The sequence below is a fragment of the Streptomyces sp. NPDC001544 genome, from assembly GCF_042894285.1.
Classification (GTDB): domain Bacteria; phylum Actinomycetota; class Actinomycetes; order Streptomycetales; family Streptomycetaceae; genus Streptomyces.
Genome location: NZ_JBIAVN010000033.1, coordinates 1 through 19,538 on the forward strand (window position 1 = coordinate 1; position 19,538 = coordinate 19,538).

15 protein-coding genes are annotated in these 19,538 nt (G+C 70.8%); 7 read left to right on the forward strand and 8 right to left on the reverse strand.

The features are described 5' to 3' along the window. Positions 1-155: 155 nt before the first annotated feature. Entirely contained in the window at positions 156-2,969 is a 2,814-nt protein-coding gene (secA, locus tag ACFY0F_RS38855; protein WP_388805882.1) for a preprotein translocase subunit SecA, read from the reverse strand. A 252-nt stretch (positions 2,970-3,221) separates the two neighbouring features. Between secA and ACFY0F_RS38860 the strand changes: the two genes are divergently transcribed. After that, positions 3,222-3,830 carry a GNAT family N-acetyltransferase gene (locus ACFY0F_RS38860; RefSeq protein WP_388805885.1) on the forward strand — a complete coding sequence of 203 codons (609 nt, stop codon included), beginning with the start codon at positions 3,222-3,224 and terminating at the stop codon, positions 3,828-3,830. Further along, positions 3,827-4,999 carry a winged helix-turn-helix domain-containing protein gene (locus ACFY0F_RS38865; RefSeq protein WP_388805888.1) on the forward strand — a complete coding sequence of 391 codons (1,173 nt, stop codon included), beginning with the start codon at positions 3,827-3,829 and terminating at the stop codon, positions 4,997-4,999. Before ACFY0F_RS38860 ends, ACFY0F_RS38865 begins: the two co-directional genes overlap by 4 nt. 30 nt (positions 5,000-5,029) lie before the next feature. Here the strand turns inward: ACFY0F_RS38865 and ACFY0F_RS38870 are convergent, their stop codons facing one another. From ACFY0F_RS38870 to mtnA, 7 genes are all read right to left on the reverse strand, one after another. Then, positions 5,030-5,776 carry a response regulator gene (locus ACFY0F_RS38870; RefSeq protein ID WP_388805891.1) on the reverse strand — a complete coding sequence of 249 codons (747 nt, stop codon included), beginning with the start codon at positions 5,774-5,776 and terminating at the stop codon, positions 5,030-5,032. Between the two features lie 204 nt (positions 5,777-5,980). After that, a complete protein-coding gene (hpf, locus tag ACFY0F_RS38875; RefSeq protein ID WP_388805914.1) occupies positions 5,981-6,670 on the reverse strand; it encodes a ribosome hibernation-promoting factor, HPF/YfiA family in 690 nt (229 codons plus the stop codon). 313 nt (positions 6,671-6,983) lie between these two features. Then, complete coding sequence (locus ACFY0F_RS38880; RefSeq protein ID WP_388805894.1) at positions 6,984-7,766, reverse strand: ComF family protein; 783 nt, start codon at positions 7,764-7,766, stop codon at positions 6,984-6,986. A gap of 65 nt (positions 7,767-7,831) precedes the next feature. After that, positions 7,832-9,667: an LpqB family beta-propeller domain-containing protein gene (locus ACFY0F_RS38885; RefSeq protein WP_388805896.1), complete on the reverse strand. Its 1,836-nt coding sequence runs from the start codon at positions 9,665-9,667 to the stop codon at positions 7,832-7,834. Next, entirely contained in the window at positions 9,657-11,735 is a 2,079-nt protein-coding gene (mtrB, locus tag ACFY0F_RS38890; RefSeq protein WP_388805899.1) for an MtrAB system histidine kinase MtrB, read from the reverse strand. Before mtrB ends, ACFY0F_RS38885 begins: the two co-directional genes overlap by 11 nt. 1 nt (position 11,736) lies before the next feature. After that, positions 11,737-12,426, reverse strand: coding sequence for a two-component system response regulator MtrA (gene mtrA / locus ACFY0F_RS38895; RefSeq protein WP_187281934.1), 690 nt, complete (start codon positions 12,424-12,426; stop codon positions 11,737-11,739). Positions 12,427-12,522: 96 nt separating this feature from the next. Continuing rightward, positions 12,523-13,665: an S-methyl-5-thioribose-1-phosphate isomerase gene (gene mtnA / locus ACFY0F_RS38900; protein ID WP_388805902.1), complete on the reverse strand. Its 1,143-nt coding sequence runs from the start codon at positions 13,663-13,665 to the stop codon at positions 12,523-12,525. Between the two features lie 140 nt (positions 13,666-13,805). On the opposite strand from mtnA, the gene ACFY0F_RS38905 reads away from it, so the two are divergent. From ACFY0F_RS38905 to ACFY0F_RS38925, 5 genes are all read left to right on the forward strand, one after another. Next, complete coding sequence (locus ACFY0F_RS38905; protein ID WP_388805904.1) at positions 13,806-15,200, forward strand: hypothetical protein; 1,395 nt, start codon at positions 13,806-13,808, stop codon at positions 15,198-15,200. 61 nt (positions 15,201-15,261) lie between these two features. After that, positions 15,262-15,912, forward strand: coding sequence for a DUF4129 domain-containing protein (locus tag ACFY0F_RS38910; protein WP_388805906.1), 651 nt, complete (start codon positions 15,262-15,264; stop codon positions 15,910-15,912). Beyond that, positions 15,909-17,111: a DUF4350 domain-containing protein gene (locus tag ACFY0F_RS38915; RefSeq protein WP_388805908.1), complete on the forward strand. Its 1,203-nt coding sequence runs from the start codon at positions 15,909-15,911 to the stop codon at positions 17,109-17,111. Before ACFY0F_RS38910 ends, ACFY0F_RS38915 begins: the two co-directional genes overlap by 4 nt. Continuing rightward, on the forward strand, positions 17,111-18,100 hold the full coding sequence (locus ACFY0F_RS38920; protein ID WP_388805917.1) for an AAA family ATPase: 990 nt from the start codon (positions 17,111-17,113) through the stop codon (positions 18,098-18,100). The genes ACFY0F_RS38915 and ACFY0F_RS38920 overlap by 1 nt, the downstream gene beginning before the upstream one ends. Continuing rightward, entirely contained in the window at positions 18,100-19,410 is a 1,311-nt protein-coding gene (locus ACFY0F_RS38925; protein WP_388805911.1) for a DUF58 domain-containing protein, read from the forward strand. The genes ACFY0F_RS38920 and ACFY0F_RS38925 overlap by 1 nt, the downstream gene beginning before the upstream one ends. Positions 19,411-19,538 lie beyond the last annotated feature (128 nt).

Consider the following 19,538-nt stretch of genomic DNA (forward strand, 5'->3'; position numbering starts at 1 on the left):
AGCGACAAGCCCCGCGCCCGGACCCGCACCAGCCCACTGGCAGCACTTCGCCCCGCCGCATAACGACGGGGCGAAGCATCAGGGCCGGGGATTAACCAACAGCGTCCTCAAGGGGTCCCGGCCCTTCCGTCACCGGTGCGTCACCGGCGGTGCGGTCACTTCTTGCGGCGACGGCCCGCCTTGGCCTGCTTGCGCCGCTCGGCACGGGTGAGACCGTCGGCCTCGGAGCGCACGGGCTCGTCGTCGTTCTCGAAGTCGCCCTCGATGGTGCCGCCCTCACCGTCCACGGTCGGAGCGGAGAAGTGCAGGTTCCGGCGCTGCGGGGCGTCCAGCCCCTTGGCGCGGATCTCGGGACGGGCCCCGGCCTGCGCCGGAACCGTGTCCTGCGGCTGCTTCTCGAGGGACGGGGCGTCCTCGACCGGGACCTCCTCGACCTGCTGTTCGACCTGGACCTCCAGGTTGAACAGGTAGCCGACGGACTCCTCCTTGATGCCCTCCATCATGGCCTGGAACATGTCGAAGCCCTCGCGCTGGTACTCGACCAGCGGGTCCTTCTGCGCCATGGCACGCAGGCCGATGCCCTCCTGGAGGTAGTCCATCTCGTAGAGGTGCTCACGCCACTTGCGGTCCAGGACCGACAGCACGACCCGGCGCTCCAGCTCACGCATGATCTCGGAGCCGAGCTGCGCCTCACGGGCCTCGTACTGCTCGCGGATGTCGTCCTTGATGGACTCGGAGATGAACTCGGCGGTCAGCCCGGCCCGGTCGCCGGCCGCCTCCTCCAGCTCCTCGATGGTGACCCGCACCGGGTAGAGCTGCTTGAAGGCGCCCCACAGCCGGTCCAGGTCCCAGTCCTCGGAGAAGCCCTCGGAGGTCTCCGCTTCGACGTACGCGTCGATCGTGTCGTCCATGAAGTGCTGCACCTGCTCCTGCAGGTCCTCGCCCTCCAGGACGCGGCGGCGCTCGCCGTAGATGACCTCGCGCTGCCGGTTGAGCACCTCGTCGTACTTCAGGACGTTCTTACGGGTCTCGAAGTTCTGCTGCTCGACCTGCGACTGCGCGGACGCGATCGCGCGCGTGACCATCTTGTTCTCGATCGGCACGTCGTCCGGCACGTTCGCCATGGACATCACGCGCTCGACCATCTGGGCCTTGAACAGCCGCATCAGGTCGTCGCCGAGGGAGAGGTAGAAACGCGACTCGCCGGGGTCGCCCTGACGGCCGGAACGACCGCGCAGCTGGTTGTCGATCCGGCGCGACTCGTGCCGCTCGGTGCCCAGCACGTACAGGCCGCCGAGCTCCTCGACCTCTTCCTTCTCGGCCTTGACCGCCTGCTCGGCCTTCTCCAGGGCGGCGGGCAGGGCGTGCGCCCACTCCTCGATGTGCTCCTCGGGGTCGAGGCCGCGCTGACGCAGCTCCGCCTCGGCGAGGTCCTCGGGATTGCCGCCGAGCTTGATGTCCGTACCACGGCCGGCCATGTTCGTGGCGACCGTGACCGCGCCCTTGCGGCCGGCCTGGGCGACGATCGTCGCCTCGCGGTCGTGCTGCTTGGCGTTGAGCACCTCGTGCTGGATGCCCCGCTTGCTCAGCTGCTGCGACAGGTACTCCGACTTCTCGACGGACGTCGTACCGACGAGGATCGGCTGGCCCTTCTCGTGCTTCTCGGCGATGTCGTCGACGACCGCCTCGAACTTGGCCACCTCGGTGCGGTAGATCAGGTCCGACTGGTCCTTGCGGATCATCGGCTTGTTGGTCGGGATCGGGACCACGCCGAGCTTGTAGATCTGGTGGAACTCGGCGGCCTCGGTCATCGCCGTACCGGTCATGCCGGAGAGCTTCTTGTAGAGGCGGAAGAAGTTCTGCAGGGTGATCGTGGCGAGCGTCTGGTTCTCGTCCTTGATGTCCACCCCTTCCTTCGCCTCGATCGCCTGGTGCATGCCCTCGTTGTAGCGGCGGCCGGCGAGGATACGGCCGGTGTGCTCGTCGACGATCATGACTTCGCCGTCGATGACGACGTAGTCCTTGTCCTTCTTGAAGAGCTCCTTCGCCTTGATGGCGTTGTTCAGGTAGCCCACCAGCGGGGTGTTCACCGACTCGTACAGGTTGTCGATGCCCAGCCAGTCCTCGACCTTCGAGACGCCGGACTCGTGGATGGCCACCGTCCGCTTCTTCTCGTCGACGTCGTAGTCGCCGGTCTCCTCGACGCCCTTGAGGGGGTTGCCGGCCTCGCCCCTCTTCAGGCGCGTGACCAGCTTGGCGAAGTCGCCGTACCACTTGGTGGCCTGGTCGGCCGGGCCGGAGATGATCAGCGGCGTACGGGCCTCGTCGACGAGGATGGAGTCGACCTCGTCGACGATGGCGAAGTTGTGGCCCCGCTGGACGAGCTCGTCCTTGGACCACGCCATGTTGTCGCGCAGGTAGTCGAAGCCGAACTCGTTGTTCGTGCCGTACGTGATGTCGCACAGGTACTGCTCGCGGCGCTGGGCCGGCGTCATGTTGGCCAGGATGCAACCGACATCCAGGCCCAGGAACTTGTGGACGCGGCCCATCATCTCGGAGTCGCGCTCGGCCAGGTAGTCGTTGACCGTGATGAGGTGGACGCCGTCACCGGAAAGAGCGTTCAGGTACGCGGGCAGCGTGCCGACGAGAGTCTTGCCCTCACCGGTCTTCATCTCGGCCACATAGCCGAGGTGCAGGGCGGCGCCGCCCATCAGCTGCACGTCGTAGTGCCGCTGGCCGAGGACGCGCTTGGCGGCCTCGCGGACGGTGGCGAACGCCTCGGGGAGCAGGTCGTCGAGGGTCTCACCATCGGCGTACCGCTGCTTGTACTCCTCGGTGAGAGCCCGCAGCTCGGCGTCGGAGAGGTCGACGAAGTCCTCTTCGATGGAGTTGACCTGGTCCGCGATGCGGTGCAGCTTGCGCAGGATTTTGCCTTCGCCTGCACGCATGATCTTCGAGAGGACGGACACGGGGGCTGGTCTCCTTGCCGGTCGGGCCTTGGGACGGTCGGTTTCCATTGGACGTACTGAGCAACGGCCATCGTATGCGAGGACCCGGCCACGCCGGGAGGGCCTGGCCGTGCGGGGGCTGCTCCAACGGGACAACGGACGGGCCGCGCGGATGGTGCCGCATCGTCGCATGGATTTGCGCGAACCGTGATCACGCGCTCACGCACGGCACATCGATGGCATTCCCCTCTGCCGCCCGAGGACAATCGGCCGATGGAACCCGTGACGCTCACCACCGACCGTCTCCTGCTGCGCACCGTGGGCCCGCAGGACACCGACGCGGTGTACGCCGCCGCCCAGGACCACGACACGCAGCGCTGGATCTCCCAGTTCCCCTCGCCCTACCTGCGCGAGCACGCCGAGAGCTTCACCGGGCAGACGGCACCGGACGGCTGGGCGCACGACTCGATGTACACCTTCGGCCTCTTCCTGCCCGACGGGCGGCTGGCCGGCATGCTCGGCATCACGATGCGCGCCCTGGGTGTGGGCGAGATCGGCTTCTGGGCCACCAAGGAGCACCGCGGACGCGGTTACGTCACCGAGGCCGCGCTCGCCGCCGCCCGCTGGGCCTTCACCGCGCTGGCCGTCGACCGCCTGGAGTGGCGTGCGGAAGTCGGCAACGGACCCTCCCGCGCGGTGGCCGAACGGGTCGGGTTCACCGTCGAGGGCACCCTGCGCTCCGCCGTCAACAACAAGGGCGTGCGACGCGACTGCTGGGTGGGCTCCCTGCTCCCGTCGGACCTGGGCCTGCCGTCCACGTCCCCGTACCTGCCCGCGCGCGGCGGCAATGTCAGTGGCATCCCCTATCGTCCGAACCCATGACGACCCCGCGCCCCGCCATCGAACTCTCCGCAGACGACGCCCGCCGTATCGCCCTGCGCGCACAGGGCTTCCTCGGCGCACCGGACCGCCGGGCGGGCGTCCGCGGTGTCCTGCGCCACCTCGGCGCGGTCCAACTGGACACCATCTCCGTACTCGCACGCTCCCACGAGCTCATCCCCTACGCGCGCCTCGGCGCCGTCGGCCGCAAAACCGTGGAGCACGCCTACTGGCGGGACAGCCACGCCTTCGAGTACTGGTCCCACGCCGCCTGCATCCTCCCGGTCGAGGAGTGGCCGCACTTCGCGTTCCGCCGCCGCGCGTACCGCGACCGCCCGCACTGGCACCACCAGCTGCCCGACGGCGCCTACGACCAGGTCATCAAGCAGCTGCGCGCCGAAGGCCCGCTCACGGCCACGGAGCTGGGCGGCGCCAAGCGGACCAGCGAGTGGTGGGACTGGTCCGGGACGAAGGTCGCCGTCGAGCGTGCGCTGATGTACGGCGAGGTGGTCTGCGTGGAGCGCCGCGGCTGGAAGCGCGTGTACGACCTCGCCGAACGCGCCATCCCGGACGCGCTGCTGCACGACGAGCTGGACGACACCGCATGCCTGCTCCGTCTGGTCCGGCTGGCGGGTCAGTCCCTCGGTGTGGGCACGCGCGCGGACATAGCCGACTACCACCGCCTCAAGGGTGAGCAGGTCGACGCGGTGATCGCGGACTCGGGCCTGGTCCCGGTCACGGTCGAGGGATGGGGCAAGCCCGCCTGGGCCGATCCAGCGGCTCTGCAGACGCCCCCGCGCGGCCGGCACCGCACCACGCTGCTGTCCCCGTTCGACTCACTGATCTGGGAGCGGGCCCGCACGGAACGGATCTTCGGCTTCACACACCGGCTGGAGGCGTATGTCCCCAAGCCGAAGCGGGTGTACGGCTACTTCGCCATGCCGGTCCTGGCCGGCGGCCATCTGGTCGGCCGGGTGGACCCGGCCCGCGAGGGCAGCACCCTGGTGGCCAAGCAGGTGTCGCTGGACGGCCCGAAGGCGGTGCCGGCCGTGGCCCAGGCCCTCGTCGAGGCCGCGAGCTGGGTGGACTGCACGGACGTACGGGTGGAACGCGTCGACGCGCCGGAACTGCGCGAGCCCCTCACCGTGGAACTCGCCCGCCTGCTCGCCTGAGCCTCGCCTCAGTCTCGACGGAGCGCGGGCTCACCGGATCTCGAGGATCTTCTCCCGCATCGCGTAGACCACCGCCTCCATCCTGGAGTGCAGCTGCAGCTTCTCCAGGATGTTGCGGACATGGTTCTTCACGGTGTTCTCGGAGATGAACAACTCCTTGGCGATGTCCCGGTTGTTCATGCCCGTGGCGACCAATTTGAGCACCTCCAGCTCCCGGTCGGTGAGCCGCGGCGCAGGCACCAGTCGGCGCTCGTCCGTGCGCTGGATCATCGACTTGAACTCGGTGAGGAGCTTCGACGCCATGGACGGGCTGATCTGCGACTGCCCGTCGGCCACCGCGCGAATGGCGGTGGCCACCTCGTCGGTGGAGATCTCCTTGAGGAGGTATCCGGTCGCACCGGCCTTGATCGCCTCGTAGAGATCGGCTTCTTCGTCGCTGATCGTCAGCATGATGATCTTGGCGCTGGGGGCCACCTCCTTGATGGAGGTGCACGCCTCGATCCCGCCGCGCTTGGGCATCCGTACGTCCATCAGGACGATGTCGGGCAGCAGGTCGGCGGCCTTGTCGACGGCCTCGGCGCCGTCACCCGCCTCTCCGACGACCTGGATGTCCTCCTCGGCGGCGAGCACGATCTCCAGACCACGGCGGAAGAGGGCATGGTCGTCCACGACCAGGACTCTGATCGGCTCCTTGCGTGGAGTGCCCGCGTCCGGGCCCATGCCGACGACGCCGTCGTCGGCATCCTCCTCCTGCATCGGTCCGAAACTGTCCGCCATCGTTCCTCCCCCTGAAGGCTGTGGCCTGTGGTCCTGTGCCATCGCCAACCCAAGGCAGCGGCCCACCGGTTGGGCCGGTGCGGCCATGATTTCATGCCGGGACGCCACTGCGGTGACAGAGCGGGGCGCGAACTGGTCGCACACCGGTGCCCCTGGGGGCGCACAGCGCTCCAGGGGCACCTGATCGGCTGTCAGCCGGATGATTCAGCCGCCCAGCGTGCCGCCGGCCGCCGGGGGTTGCGCCTGAGCGACCATCGGGTCGGTGTTGAGGTGAATGACGCCGTAGTCGTAGGCGTGGCGCCGGTAGACGACGCTCGGTTCCTTTGTTTCGGAGTCGACGAACAGATAAAAGTCGTGCCCGACCAGTTCCATCTCGTAGAGAGCCTGGTCGAGGGTCATCGGGGACGCGACGTGGGTCTTCTCGCGGACGATGAGGGGGCCTTCACCCTGCACTTCCAGCGAGCCGATCTTCTTCGTCGGTACTCCGCCCGTCTCTTCCTCGTGGACCGGATGACCATCGCCGTTGAGCGTCGCCGCGTCCGGGACATGGTCGGGGACCTCGGCTGCCGAGATCCGGCGGCCACGACGCGAGAAACGCTTGTCGTGCTGCTTGCGCAGCCGGGCTTCCAGCTTCTCCGCCGCCAGGTCGAGTGCCGCGTACGGATCATTGGCCGCTGCCTCCGCCCGGATCACCGGACCGCGGGAACGGAGAGTGATCTCCACCCGGTCGCAGCGGTCGGCCTGTCGGGGGTTGGGCTCCTTGGACACCTCGACATCGAGGCTGATCACCTTGGCATCGAGCTTCTGGATCTTTTCCAGCTTCAGCTTCTCGGCCACGTGCTTGCGGAACCGCTCAGGCACCTCGGTCTTGCGGCCCTTGACGACGATGTCCACGCAGAACTCCGTTCCCGGATCGCTCCGCATCAACGGCGGAGCATCTCCCTTTTGCACCCGGTTCCGGTCAGCCCCGGAACCCTCGGACTCGGTGACGTCCACCTCCTCCCCCACGGGCGAGATCTCCACCCCGCCGGTGCGGGTGATTACAGGAAACCCGCAGCACGGCATTGGAATACGAGGGGTATGGCCTGCGGCTTTCCCTCACAACCGAACATATCTCGCCCGGACGGATGTCGTCACCCTCTACTGCGGCGTACCTCCGTTCAGATGAATTAGCCCTCTCACAACCTGCAACGTCGTAAGTTCGAAGTCAGTTCCGGTTCGTTTCGAAGGAATCCGGCGGCGCCGCGATCACGGCCGCGCGGACCACCGTTCCTCTCGTTGATCCAGCCATCCGTTCCCCCATCTCTTCCCGGGTTGGGTGGGCGTACACAGCCGTTCTCCCACCCTCGTGGACGAGGGCGTGCCGTACGGCACGCGCCGCCTCCGTCAGGGACGCGCCCGTCGTGATGAGATCGTCGACGAGCACCGGACGACCCCCGCCGAGCAGCCGGGCACCGCCCGCCCGCACCTCCAGCGCGCCCGCGAGATTCTCCAGCCGCCGACGCGAGTCGAGCCCCGACTGGTCGGCCACGGCACGCCGCTGCCGCAGCACCGCCACCACCCGGGCCGGCGTCCCGACGCGTCGCAGCTCACCCGCCGCCGCCAACGCGATCCGGCGCACCGGGTCGTGCCCGCGCGCCCGCACGGCCCGCCGTGCGGAAGGCACCGGCACGAGCAGCACGGGCCCGCCCTCCGGCCCGGCGGCCGCCGCCCGGACAGCCCCCGCCAAGGCCGTCCCGAGTGCACCCGCGAGGGTCAGCGCGCCCCGCTCCTTGTGGGCGAGGAGAGCCGCCCGCACCTCGTCCCCGTAGGGGGCCGCCGCATGGACCTCCGGCAGCCCGGGCGGCTCCGGCACCGGTCGCACCCGGCGCGGCGCGGCCCCGCTCAGGGCGGCACGGCACTCAGGGCAGAGCACCGTGCGAGACCTTCCGCAGCCTCCGCACTCGGCCGGCAGCACCAGGTCGGTGAGGTCCTGCCACCACCCCCGCATGGCCTCCACTGTGCCAACGCGCGACCGGACCGGCCACCCCTGTGGACAACCCACTGTGGGCAACCTCAGCCCGGATAGACCGGCGCGGAGCCCTCCTTGACCACCTTCTGCCACTGGGCTCCCGACGGCAGCCGTACGATCCCGTCCTCCGAGTACGCCACCAGCGGCAGCTGGTCGTCCTCGGACGCGGTGATCGCCCGCACACCCGAGAGAGCAGCGGGCGCCGGCCCGTCCGGTGTGGAACCGTCGATCTGGACGTACCGCATCTGCAGCACGCCCCCGTGCTCCTGTCCCGCCACCACGAGCCGGCTGTCGCCCGCCCAGGAGATGGCGGTGACCTGCTCCAGCTCCGGTGTCACCGAACGCAGTTCGGTGACCGAGACCGAGTGCCCCGCCGATCTTTCGTCCCGCTCGATGCGGCCGACGAGCAGGGACTGCTTGTCGCCCTTCTCCACCACGAGCGCCATCCGCACTCCGTCGGCGGCCACCCGCACGTCCTTGATGCGCCCGGGCAGCTCGGGGGTCTGCACGCTGACGGGCTCCCCTCTGCCCTGCTCCAGCAGGAGCAGCCTGGGACGGTGCGGATCGCGGTCGGCCACCCACAGGTCGCCCCGGGCGTCCCAGCTCGGCGTGGTCAGCCTGTCGTGCTCGGTCGCGCCCTGGCTGGTGACCAACGGGTCACCGAGCGGACTTCCCGGGCTCAGCGACGCGACGTACAGCGACTTGCCGTCGATGCCGACCCCGGCCGCGGTGCGCTCGTCGCGCGAGACGGCCACCGAACGCAGCTCCTTGCCGGCCTCGCCCAGCGCGCCCGGCACCGGCGCGGCGCTGGTCCCGCCGCTGTGGCCGGCCATCCGTACCACCCGGTGCTTGTCGTCGAGGAAGTACAGGTACTCGGGGCTCTTCGCCGCGGCGTCCCAGGTGGTGTGCTCGGCCTGTCCCTCGCCGAGGTCGCACAGCCTCCTGCCGTCGGCGCCCCGCAGCTCCACCGTGTCCACCACGGGGGCCATGTCGCGCAGGGTGAACAGCAGCTGGGTGGCCATCTCGGCGCACCGTACCGTGCCCACGTGGGAGGCCTTGCCGTTCAGCGGCACCGTCAGCTTGTTCTGGTCGTCGGGCGTCAGCGAGGCGGTGCCCTTACGCAATGCCGCACCGGTGGGGAAGCTGGATCTGACCACGGACGACAGCCAGGTCGTGGGCCCGCTGATGAGGGACCGCACCACCTGGGTCATCGGGTCCACGCCCTCGCGCACGAAGACCGGGTCGGCGACGGCCACCGGCTGCCCGGTCGCCCCGATCGAGGTGTTCGAGGCGAAGTAGTACTTGTTGACGGACTTGTAGTTGCGCTGGAAGTCGGACTGGCCCATCACCACGCCCTGGGGCAGCCCGCTGATGCGCCACTGCTTGGTCTTCGCGTCCAGCGCCAGGCGGACCTTCTTGCTGTAAGGACTGTCGGCGGGCGCGTAGGCCTGGTGTTCGTCCAGGGTGGCGACGCTGTCCCCGGCCAGCGTGTAGGAGCGGCTGCCGGTGTTCGCACGACCGCCCGGCCGCCCGTCGGGTTCGATGTCCGGCCCGTCCGCCAGCACGGTGGCCGACTGCTCCGGCCGCCAGTGGCGCGCGGCGTCGGGGGTCAGATACTTGCGCGCCGTGTCGTAGTGCGGGTCGTCGCTGGTCAGCGCCTCCAGGAAGCCCTGCACAATCTCCCAGGGCTGGGCGCCCTCAGCGGGCGGCATCGCGAAGACCCGCACCTGGGTGTCCTGCCGGGGCGTGGACTCGACGTCGCGAAGGTCTCCGCTGTCGGGCATCGAGGCGCACCCCGCCAGCAGTACGACGCCACACGCGGCGTACACCACCGCGCGCACCGGCCGCCGACGCACGCCCCCCTCGTGGTCAGCGCCCACGAAATGCCTCCCCTGGCTTGTTCGAGTCCTCGACGGCGTCCTCACGGCTCACGGCACCCTCACGTGCCGTACCGGCTGACGGATCGTCCTGCCGCCGTGCGCCCCCGGTGGGCCGGGGCACCACGCGCGCGCCGTTGCCGGGCAGCGCGGTCGGGTCGGCGGCGGGGGTCACCGTGGCCAGCCGGGGCACGATCGGGGCGCGCGGCGGCAGCGGCGGCGTCTGCCCCCCGGTCGGCTGCATCGGCACGGTGGCGCGCTTGTCGTCGCCCCCGCCCGGCAGGCCGGCGTCGCCCAGTCCGCGGTTGCGTCGCGAGTCCTTGGGTTCCAGGGGTATCGGCGAGCCCCGCAGCGGCTCGTCAGCGGTCCGCGGCAGCGTCAGCCGGAACTGCGAACCACCGCCCGGCTCGCCCCAGGCCTGCAGCCAGCCGCCGTGCAGCCGGGCGTCCTCCAGCGCGATCGACAGCCCCAGACCCGTACCGCCGGTGGTACGCGCGCGTGCCGGGTCCGCACGCCAGAAGCGGCTGAAGACGCGGGTCGCCTCGCCGGGCTTGAGCCCTACGCCGTAGTCCCGCACCGCGACCGCGACCGCGCCGCCCGCCGCGGCCAGCTTCACGATGACGTCCTTGCCCTCGCCGTGCTCCACGGCGTTGACCACGAGGTTGCGCAGCACCCGCTCCACTCGCCGGGCGTCCGCCTCGGCCACGACCGGCTGCTGGTCACCGACGACACGGACACGCGTGCCCTTGCGCTCCGCGAGCGGCGCGGCACCGCTCACGACCCGCCGGACGACCTCCCTGAGGTCAATCGGCTCGGCCTCCAGGGCAGCCGCGCCCGCGTCGAAGCGGCTGATCTCGAGCAGGTCCGCGAGCAGCGACTCGAACCGGTCCAGCTGGTCGGCCAGCAGCTCCGCCGACCGGGCGGTCACCGGGTCGAAGTCCTCGCGGGCCTCGTGGATGACGTCGGCGGCCATCCGCACGGTCGTCAGCGGGGTGCGCAGCTCGTGCGACACGTCCGACACGAACCGCCGCTGCATCCGCGACAGGTCCTCCAGCTGGCTGATCTTCAGCTGCAGGTTCTGCGCCATCTTGTTGAAGGCCTCGCCGAGCCGCGCGATGTCGTCCTCGCCGGTGACCTTCATCCGCTCCTGCAGCTTCCCCGCGGACAGCCGCTCGGCGATCCCGGCCGCCATCCGCACGGGCGTGACGACCTGGCGGACCACCAGCCACGCGATGGCCCCGAGCAGTACGACCACGAACAGCCCGGCGGTTGCCAGCGTGCCCTTGACCAGGCTCAGGGACTTCTCCTCCTGCGTGAGCGGGAAGAGGTAGTAGAGCTGGTACGGGTCCCCGTTGGGGTCGTTGACCTGCTTGCCGATGACCAGCGCCGGCTGGGACTCCTGGCCGTTGTTGTAGACGATGCGGGTGTAGCTCTGGGCCGCCGTCGTGTTCTCGTCGATCCGCGCGCGCAGGTCGTCCGGCACGCTGTTCGTGGCGTCCACGTACCGCGGGCCGCGCGGGCTGCGCCCGCCGCCGCTCCCGTCACCGGCCGGCAGCGTCACCACGTCGAACGCGCCCTGACCGCCGCTGGACAGCGACTCGACGAGGTTGCTCATCCACGGGGTGACGTTCTGGGACTGCCGCCCGTCCGCGGTCGAGGTGTCGTCGGTGGTGTTGGTGCTTCCCGCCGCCTCGTCGGCCTTTTGCTTGGCCACCGCGAACCCGCCGGTGGCCTGGCTCTGCGACGCCTTCACCTTGGCGTCCAGCAGGCCGTTGCGCACCTGCCCGATGACGACGAAGCCCAGCAGCAGGACGACGCCCAGCGACATCAGCAGCGTCGTGGCGACGACCTTCAGCTGGATGTTGCGCCGCCACAGCCGCATCATCGGCAGCAGCGGCCGGCGCACCCAGCGCATGAGCAGCCGGAGGACCGGGCTGCCCTGGACCCCGCCCTGCAGCAGCCCGCCCTCTAGAAGACGCCCCCAGCGCGACCCCGCCGCCTTACGGCCGACAGACCGCCCCGGACGGTCCCCGGAACGGCCGGGAGCCGAAGCGGCACTGTCTCCCGACATGTCAGCTCGGTCCGGCCTTGTAACCGACACCCCGCACCGTCACCACGATCTCCGGCCGCTCGGGGTCCTTCTCGACCTTGGAGCGCAGCCGCTGCACATGCACGTTCACCAGCCGCGTGTCCGCCGCGTGCCGGTAACCCCACACCTGCTCCAGCAGCACCTCGCGCGTGAACACCTGCCACGGCTTGCGCGCGAGCGCGACCAGCAGGTCGAACTCCAGCGGCGTCAGCGCGATCGACTGCCCCTCCCGCTTGACCGAGTGACCGGCCACATCGATGACCAGGTCACCGATGGCCAGCTGTTCCGGCGCGGGCTCCTCCGACCTCCGCAGCCGCGCCCGGATCCGGGCCACCAGCTCCTTCGGCTTGAAAGGCTTCACGATGTAGTCATCGGCGCCGGACTCCAGGCCCACGACGACGTCGACGGTGTCGCTCTTCGCCGTCAGCATCACGATCGGCACCCCGGACTCGGCCCTGATCAGGCGGCACACCTCGATGCCGTCCCGCCCGGGCAGCATCAGGTCCAGCAGCACCAGATCCGGCTTGGCCTCCCGGAACGCAGCCAGCGCCTTGTCGCCGTCGGCTACGAAAGACGGCTCAAAACCTTCACCACGCAGCACGATGCCGAGCATCTCGGCCAGTGCGGTGTCGTCGTCGACGACAAGGACTCGTCCCTTCATAAACGACATCATCCCATTCTCGTAACGGTGACCGGAGCGCTGGTGAGCAGGGTCACTGGCCTGTGACGATAGTCGTACGGGACTACTACTGTCTGCGTTCCCTCCCCGTCAGCCGATCACCGCCCCGCGGGACCCGGAGGACAGCTCCGCCAGCGCCTCGGCCGTCACCGGTGAGATGGCGCCCTCCTCGGTGACGATCGCGGTGATCAGCTCCGGCGGTGTCACGTCGAACGCCGGGTTGTACGCCTGGGTCCCCAAGGGGGCCACCGGTATCCCGCCGCCCGGTCCCGTCACCGGCATCTGCGGCGCGGCGACCTCGGTCACCTCGAAGCCGGGGCGCTGCTCGACCTCGATGGACGTCCCGTCCGGCGTCTGCGGATCGACCGTCGTCACCGGCGCCACCACGATGAACGGCACATGGTGGTACCGCGCCAGCACCGCCAGCGGGTAGCTGCCCACCTTGTTCGCCACCGAACCGTCGGCCGCGATGCGATCCGCCCCGATCAGCACCGCGTCCACCTCCCCGGCAGCGAACAACGAGCCCGCCGCGTTGTCGGTCAGCAAGGTGTACGCCATGCCGCTGCGGGCCGCCTCGTACGCCGTCAGCCGGGCCCCCTGCAGCAGCGGACGCGTCTCGTCCACCCACAGCCGGCGCAACCGGCCGGCCCGGTGCGCGGCCAGCGCCACCGCGAAGGCCGTACCCTCACCGCCCGACACCAGGGATCCGGTGTTGCAGTGGGTGAGGATCCGGTGCCCGCCGCCGGGCAGCAACTCGTCCAGCAGCGCCACCCCGTGCTCGGCCATGCGGGCGCTGGCCTCGGCGTCCTCCCGGTGCAGGGCCCGCGCCGCGGCCAGCGCCGCCGCAGCCGCCTGCCGCACGTCCCCGCCCCTGCCGAGCGCGGCCTGGTACGCCGACCGGGCCCTGCGCACGCCGACGGACAGGTTCACGGCGGTGGGCCGTGCGCCCTCGAGCGCCCCGGCGGCCTCCTCCACGTCGAAACCCCGTGCCGCGGCGAGCGCGACACCGTACGCACCCGCGATCCCGAGCAGCGGCGCACCGCGCACGGCGAGCGAACGGATCGCCTCGACCAGCGCCGCCGCATCCGTGCAGACCAGCTCGACCTCCTCGGTCGGCAGCCTCGTCTGGTCGAGAAGGACCAGTACGGGGCCTTCGGGTGGCTCCTCCCATCGGATCGCCGGTTTCTCGGTCGGCCGTGTGTCCTCGTGGGCTTGCGCGTACTGATCAGCCATGCCGTCAGTCTGCCCCGGATCCGGCGGACAATTGAAGGTGCGCAGCGCATACCGCGGCCGGTCCGCCCAGGACCGCCCCATGGCACGATGGCTGCCAACCTTCCGCCGCGACCGCGGGCGGGCACCGTGAAGGAGCCTCGATGAAAGACACTCCGGGCTGGGCCTCGCCCGGATCCGTCCCCTCCGACGGGCAGGAAGCCGACGCGTCCCAGCCGGCCGACCGGCCGAGCCCCGCACAGCCCGCCGATCAACCGGGCGCCGACGCGCAGGACCCCGGCTCGAAGTGGTCCAAGGAGCAGCCGCCGCCCGGCCAGTGGTCCGCACCCGCAGGCGGTCCCGGCCCGGCGCAGGCACCCGCACCACCGCCTCCACCGCCCGGCCCCGGCTGGGGCGGCCAGTACCCCGGCGGCGGGCAGCCGGGACCCGGCGGATACGGACCTCCCGGTGGGCCCGCAGGCTCCGGTGCTCCCGGTGGCTACGGAGGCCACGGCGGATACGGACGGCCCGGCGGATACGGCGCCTGGGGCGGCTGGGGCGGCCCCCCGCCCGCGGCCAAGCCGGGCGTGATCCCGCTGCGCCCGCTCGGCGTGGGAGAGATCCTCGACGGCGCCGTCTCCACCATGCGCACCTACTGGCGCACCGTCCTCGGTATCTCGCTGACCGTCGCGGTGCTCACCGAAACCCTCGTCGTCCTCCTCCAGGGCCTCGTCCTCGACAACACCACCGACAACGCCGCCCTCAACGATTCGAGCGCCACCCTCGGCGAAGTGGCCCGCGCCATGGGCGACGTCATGCTCAGTTCCGGCGCCGTCGTCCTGATCTCCCTGATCGGCACGATCGTCGCGACCGCCATGCTGACGGCCGTGACCAGCCGGGCCGTACTGGGCAAGCCGGTGACCACCGGCGAGGCCTGGCGGGACGCCCGCCCGCAGATCCCGAAGCTGTTCGGCCTCATCTTCCTGCTGCTGCTCATCACCTTCGGCATCGCTCTCGCGGGAGCACTGCCCGGCATCCTCGTCGCGGTCGCCGGCGGAAGCTCGGACGGCGCCGCAGCGCTCGCCGTCCTCGGCCTCTTCGGCGCCGCGATCGTCGCACTCTGGCTCATGATCCGCTTCTCCCTCGCCTCGCCGGCGCTGATGCTGGAGAAGCAGGGCATCCTGAAGTCGATGAGCCGGTCCGCGAAGCTGGTCCGCGGTGCCTGGTGGCGGGTCTTCGGCATCCAGTTGCTCGCCGCGATCATCGCGAACATCATCGCCTCGATCGTCGCCATCCCCTTCGCCGTGATCGCGGCCGCGGTCAGCGGCAACGGTCTCGCCGACTTCGTCAGCGGCACCAGAGGCGACCTCGGCTGGACCTTCCTGATCATCAGCGGCCTCGGCTCGGTGATCGGATCCATGATCACCTTCCCGATCACGGCGGGCGTCACCGTGCTCCTGTACATCGACCAGCGCATCCGCCGCGAGGCCCTCGACCTCGAACTGGCCCGCGCCGCCGGAGTCCAGGGCTACGACACCGGCACGACCGCGGGGAGCTGATGCGGTGAGCCTCACGGGGGGAGTTCTCGCATCACTGGCGAGCTCCGGCGACGAGCCGCCGGTGACCATTTCACGCGACCCCGCACGGGAGGCGGCACGGCGCGAACTGGCCAAGCGGATGTACCACCAGAACGACCCCAGCCTCCTCGAACGCGCACTCAACGCCTTCTGGGACTGGGTCGGCCGGGTGCTCAACGCCGCCTCGTCGGCAACCCCCGGAGGCACACTGGGCCTGGCCGTCGCCATTCTGGCCGTCGTCGCCGTCCTGGCCGCGCTGTGGTGGCGCCTGGGCACCCCCCGCCGCCGTCCGACATCCGCCGCAGCCCTGTTCGACGACCGGCCCCGCAGCGCCGCCGAGCATCGTGCGGCCGCCGAGGCACACGCCGCCCAAGGCCACTGGAACCAGGCCGTCCAGGAACGCATGCGCGCCATCGTCCGCGCCCTGGAGGAACGCGCCCTCCTCGACGTCCGGCCCGGCCGCACGGCCGACGAGGCAGCCGCCGAAGCCGGCCGCTCGCTCCCCTTGCACACCGACCGACTGCGGTCCGCCGCCCGCGAGTTCGACGACGTCACATACGGCGGACGCCGGGCAAGCCAGCAGTCGTACCACCGCATCGCCGAACTCGATAAGGCCCTGGAAAGCACCCGCCCGGCCCTGGCTAGCAGCGCCGGCAGCACGCCCGCCGACAACCGCCGAGGGGCCGCCGGATGACCGCCGGGGCCACCCTTGCCTCCACCTCCACCTCCGCTTCGCCCACCGCCCGCCAGGTGTGGGTCCGTGCTCGCGGTGTAGTCATCGCTGTGGTGCTGCTCCTCATCGGTGCCGTCGCGATCGCCGTCGTCCGCTCCGACGCCAGACACGGCGAGCTCGACCCCCGCTCCGCCGACCCCTACGGCAGCCGAGCCGTCTCCGCACTCCTCGCCCAACGAGGCGTCTCCACCCGCGTGGTCACCACCCTTGCCGAGGCGCGCGCCTCGGCCGGCCCGAAGACCACGCTCCTCGTCGCCGAACCCGACCTGCTGACCCACCGGCAGCAGTCGGCACTGCACTCCGCCACCGCCGACTCCGGCGGGCGCACCGTCCTCGTCGCCGCGGGCAACTCGTCCGTCGGGCGACTCGCCCCCGGCGTCACCGCAGACCCGGCCCACAGCTTCGACTCCACGCTCACCCCCCACTGCACCCTGCCCGCCGCCCGGCGCGCGGGCACCGCAGAAACGGGCGGCATCCGCTACACCACCAGCCACCTCGACGCCGACTCCTGCTACCCCAGCGAGCGCCTGGCCACCCTGATCCGCGTCCCAGCGGCGTCCGGGGGTGGCGACACCGTCGTCCTCGGCGCGCCCGACATCCTCTTCAACGACCGTCTCGGCGAACAGGGCAACGCCTCGCTCGCCCTGCAACTCCTCGGCTCGCGCCCCCATCTGATCTGGTACCTCCCCTCGCTCTCCGACACCTCGGCCACCGACACGAGCGACCGCAGAAGCTTCTTCGACCTGATCCCCTCGGGCTGGCTCTGGGGCACACTGCAGCTCTTCATCGCCGCCGCCCTCGCCGCCCTCTGGCGGGCACGCCGGCTCGGCCCCCTCGTACCCGAGCGACTCCCCGTAGCGATCCGCGCCTCCGAAACCGTGGAAGGCCGCGCCCGCCTCTACCGCAAGGCCAACGCCCGCGACCGCGCGGCCACCGCGCTGCGCTCCACCGCCCGCACCCGCCTCGCCCCCCTCGTCGGCGTCCCCGTCACCCAGGCGCACGCGCCCGAGGCCCTGCTGCCCGCACTGTCCGCCCATCTCCACGGCGACGGACAGTCCCTGCACTCCCTCCTGTTCGGCCCACCGCCCGGCGACGACGCCGCTCTCATCGCACTCACCGACCAACTCGACGCCCTCGAAAGAGAGGTACGCCGTCCATGATGGATCCGACCACCGACAACGCCGGGTACACCGGGGATCCGGGCGCCGCCCGGGCCTCCCTGGAGGCCCTGCGCGCCGAGATCGCCAAAGCCGTGGTCGGTCAGGATCCCGCCGTGACCGGCCTCGTCGTCGCCCTCCTCTGCCGCGGACACGTACTACTAGAAGGAGTCCCTGGAGTCGCCAAAACGTTGCTCGTCCGCGCCCTCGCATCCGCACTCGAACTCGAGACGAAGCGCGTCCAGTTCACCCCCGACCTCATGCCCAGCGACGTCACCGGCTCCCTCGTCTACGACACCCGCACCGCCGAGTTCTCCTTCCAGCCCGGCCCGGTCTTCACCAACCTGCTGCTCGCCGACGAGATCAACCGCACGCCCCCCAAGACGCAGTCCTCCCTCCTCGAGGCCATGGAGGAGCGCCAGGTCACCGTCGACGGCACGCCCCGTCCGCTCCCCGAGCCGTTCCTGGTCGCCGCCACCCAGAACCCGGTCGAGTACGAAGGCACGTACCCCCTGCCCGAGGCGCAACTGGACCGCTTCCTCCTCAAACTGACGATCCCTCTCCCCTCACGCCAGGACGAGATCGACGTCCTCACCCGCCACGCCGAGGGTTTCAACCCACGCGACCTGCGCGGCGCCGGCGTACGCCCCGTCGCGGGCCCCGCCGACCTGGAAGCCGCGCGCGCCGCCGTCGCCGGGACGACGGTCTCCCCCGAGATCACCGCCTATGTGGTCGACATCTGCCGCGCCACCCGAGAGTCCCCGTCGCTGACGCTCGGCGTCTCACCCCGCGGCGCGACCGCCCTCCTGGCCACCGCACGTGCCTGGGCATGGCTGACCGGCCGCGACTACGTCATCCCCGACGACGTGAAGGCCCTGGCCCTGCCCACTCTCCGCCACCGCGTCCAGTTGCGCCCGGAGGCCGAGATGGAAGGCGTCACGGCCGACTCCGTCATCAACGCGATCCTCGCCCACGTCCCGGTGCCCCGCTGATGGCCTTCACCGGACGCGCCGCTCTTCTCGCGGCCCTGGGTTCGGTTCCCGTCGGCATCTGGGGACCCGGCTGGACGGGGATCCTCGCGGTCAACGCACCGCTGGCTGTGGCCTGCGCATGCGACTTCGCCCTCGCGGCGCCCGTACGACGTCTCGTGCTGACCCGCTCCGGGGGCACTTCCGTGCGCCTGGGCGAGAGCGCCGACGTCACGCTCACCGTCACCAATCCGTCCCGGCGCCCGCTGCGGGCCCGGCTGAGGGATGCCTGGCCGCCGAGCAGCTGGTTGCCCGGCACGGAGGTCGAGGCGTCCCGGCACCGCCTCACCGTGCCGGCGGGCGAGCGCCGCCGCGTGACGACCAGGCTGAGGCCCACCCGCCGCGGTGACCGGCAGGCCGACCGGGTGACCGTCCGCTCGTACGGCCCCCTCGGCCTGTTCGCCCGCCAGGGCGCGCATCGAATCCCGTGGACCGTACGGGTCCTGCCTCCGTTCACCAGCCGCAAGCATCTTCCGTCGAAACTCGCTCGGCTGCGCGAACTCGACGGCCGCACCAGCGTGCTGACCCGCGGCGAAGGCACCGAATTCGACAGCCTCCGCGAGTATGTTCCAGGCGACGACACCCGTTCCATCGACTGGCGCGCCACCGCCCGCCAGTCGGCGGTCGCGGTACGCACCTGGCGTCCTGAACGCGACCGGCACATCCTCCTGGTTCTCGACACCGGGCGCACCTCTGCGGGACGCGTCGGCGACGCACCGCGGCTGGACGCCTCCATGGACGCGGCGCTGCTCCTCGCGGCTCTCGCCTCCCGGGCCGGCGACCGCGTGAACCTTCTCGCTTACGACCGCCGGATCCGCGCGCTGGTGCAGGGCCGTGCCGCTGGGGACGTGCTGCCGTCCCTCGTCAATGCGATGGCGACCTTGGAACCCGAACTCGTGGAGACCGACGCCCGGGGCCTCACGGCCACGGCCTTGAGGACAGCCCCGCGCCGCTCCTTGATCGTCCTGTTCACCACCCTCGACGCGGCCCCGGTCGAGCAGGGTCTACTCCCTGTTCTTCCGCAGCTCACCCAGCGCCACACCGTCTTGCTGGCCTCGGCGGCAGACCCGCATGTCGCGCGTATGGCGACGGCTCGTGGAAGCGCCGAGGCGGTGTACGAGGCCGCTGCCGCCGCCCAGGCCCAGAGCGGACGGCACTGGACGGCCGAGCAGCTTCGCCGTCATGGTGTGACGGTCGTGGATGCGGCACCGGATGATCTGGCTCCGGCGCTGGCCGATGCGTATTTGTCTCTCAAGGCGGCGGGGCGGCTCTGAAGCGTCGGGCCCCGCCGGGCCAACCGCGCCTTGAACGCAGAAAACCCCCGCACCGTGTGGTGCGGGGGTTTTCCCAATATTTGTTCGGCGGTGTCCTACTCTCCCACAGGGTCCCCCCTGCAGTACCA

Coding starts and splice junctions, on each gene's coding strand:
- ACFY0F_RS38860 (WP_388805885.1), top strand. CDS start 3,222: ATGGAACCCGTGACGCTCACCACCGACCGTCTCCTGCTGCGCACCGTG.
- ACFY0F_RS38865 (WP_388805888.1), top strand. CDS start 3,827: ATGACGACCCCGCGCCCCGCCATCGAACTCTCCGCAGACGACGCCCGC.
- ACFY0F_RS38870 (WP_388805891.1), bottom strand. CDS start 5,776: ATGGCGGACAGTTTCGGACCGATGCAGGAGGAGGATGCCGACGACGGC.
- ACFY0F_RS38880 (WP_388805894.1), bottom strand. CDS start 7,766: ATGCGGGGGTGGTGGCAGGACCTCACCGACCTGGTGCTGCCGGCCGAG.
- mtrB (WP_388805899.1), bottom strand. CDS start 11,735: ATGTCGGGAGACAGTGCCGCTTCGGCTCCCGGCCGTTCCGGGGACCGT.
- mtrA (WP_187281934.1), bottom strand. CDS start 12,426: ATGATGTCGTTTATGAAGGGACGAGTCCTTGTCGTCGACGACGACACC.
- mtnA (WP_388805902.1), bottom strand. CDS start 13,665: ATGGCTGATCAGTACGCGCAAGCCCACGAGGACACACGGCCGACCGAG.
- ACFY0F_RS38905 (WP_388805904.1), top strand. CDS start 13,806: ATGAAAGACACTCCGGGCTGGGCCTCGCCCGGATCCGTCCCCTCCGAC.
- ACFY0F_RS38915 (WP_388805908.1), top strand. CDS start 15,909: ATGACCGCCGGGGCCACCCTTGCCTCCACCTCCACCTCCGCTTCGCCC.
- ACFY0F_RS38920 (WP_388805917.1), top strand. CDS start 17,111: ATGGATCCGACCACCGACAACGCCGGGTACACCGGGGATCCGGGCGCC.
- ACFY0F_RS38925 (WP_388805911.1), top strand. CDS start 18,100: ATGGCCTTCACCGGACGCGCCGCTCTTCTCGCGGCCCTGGGTTCGGTT.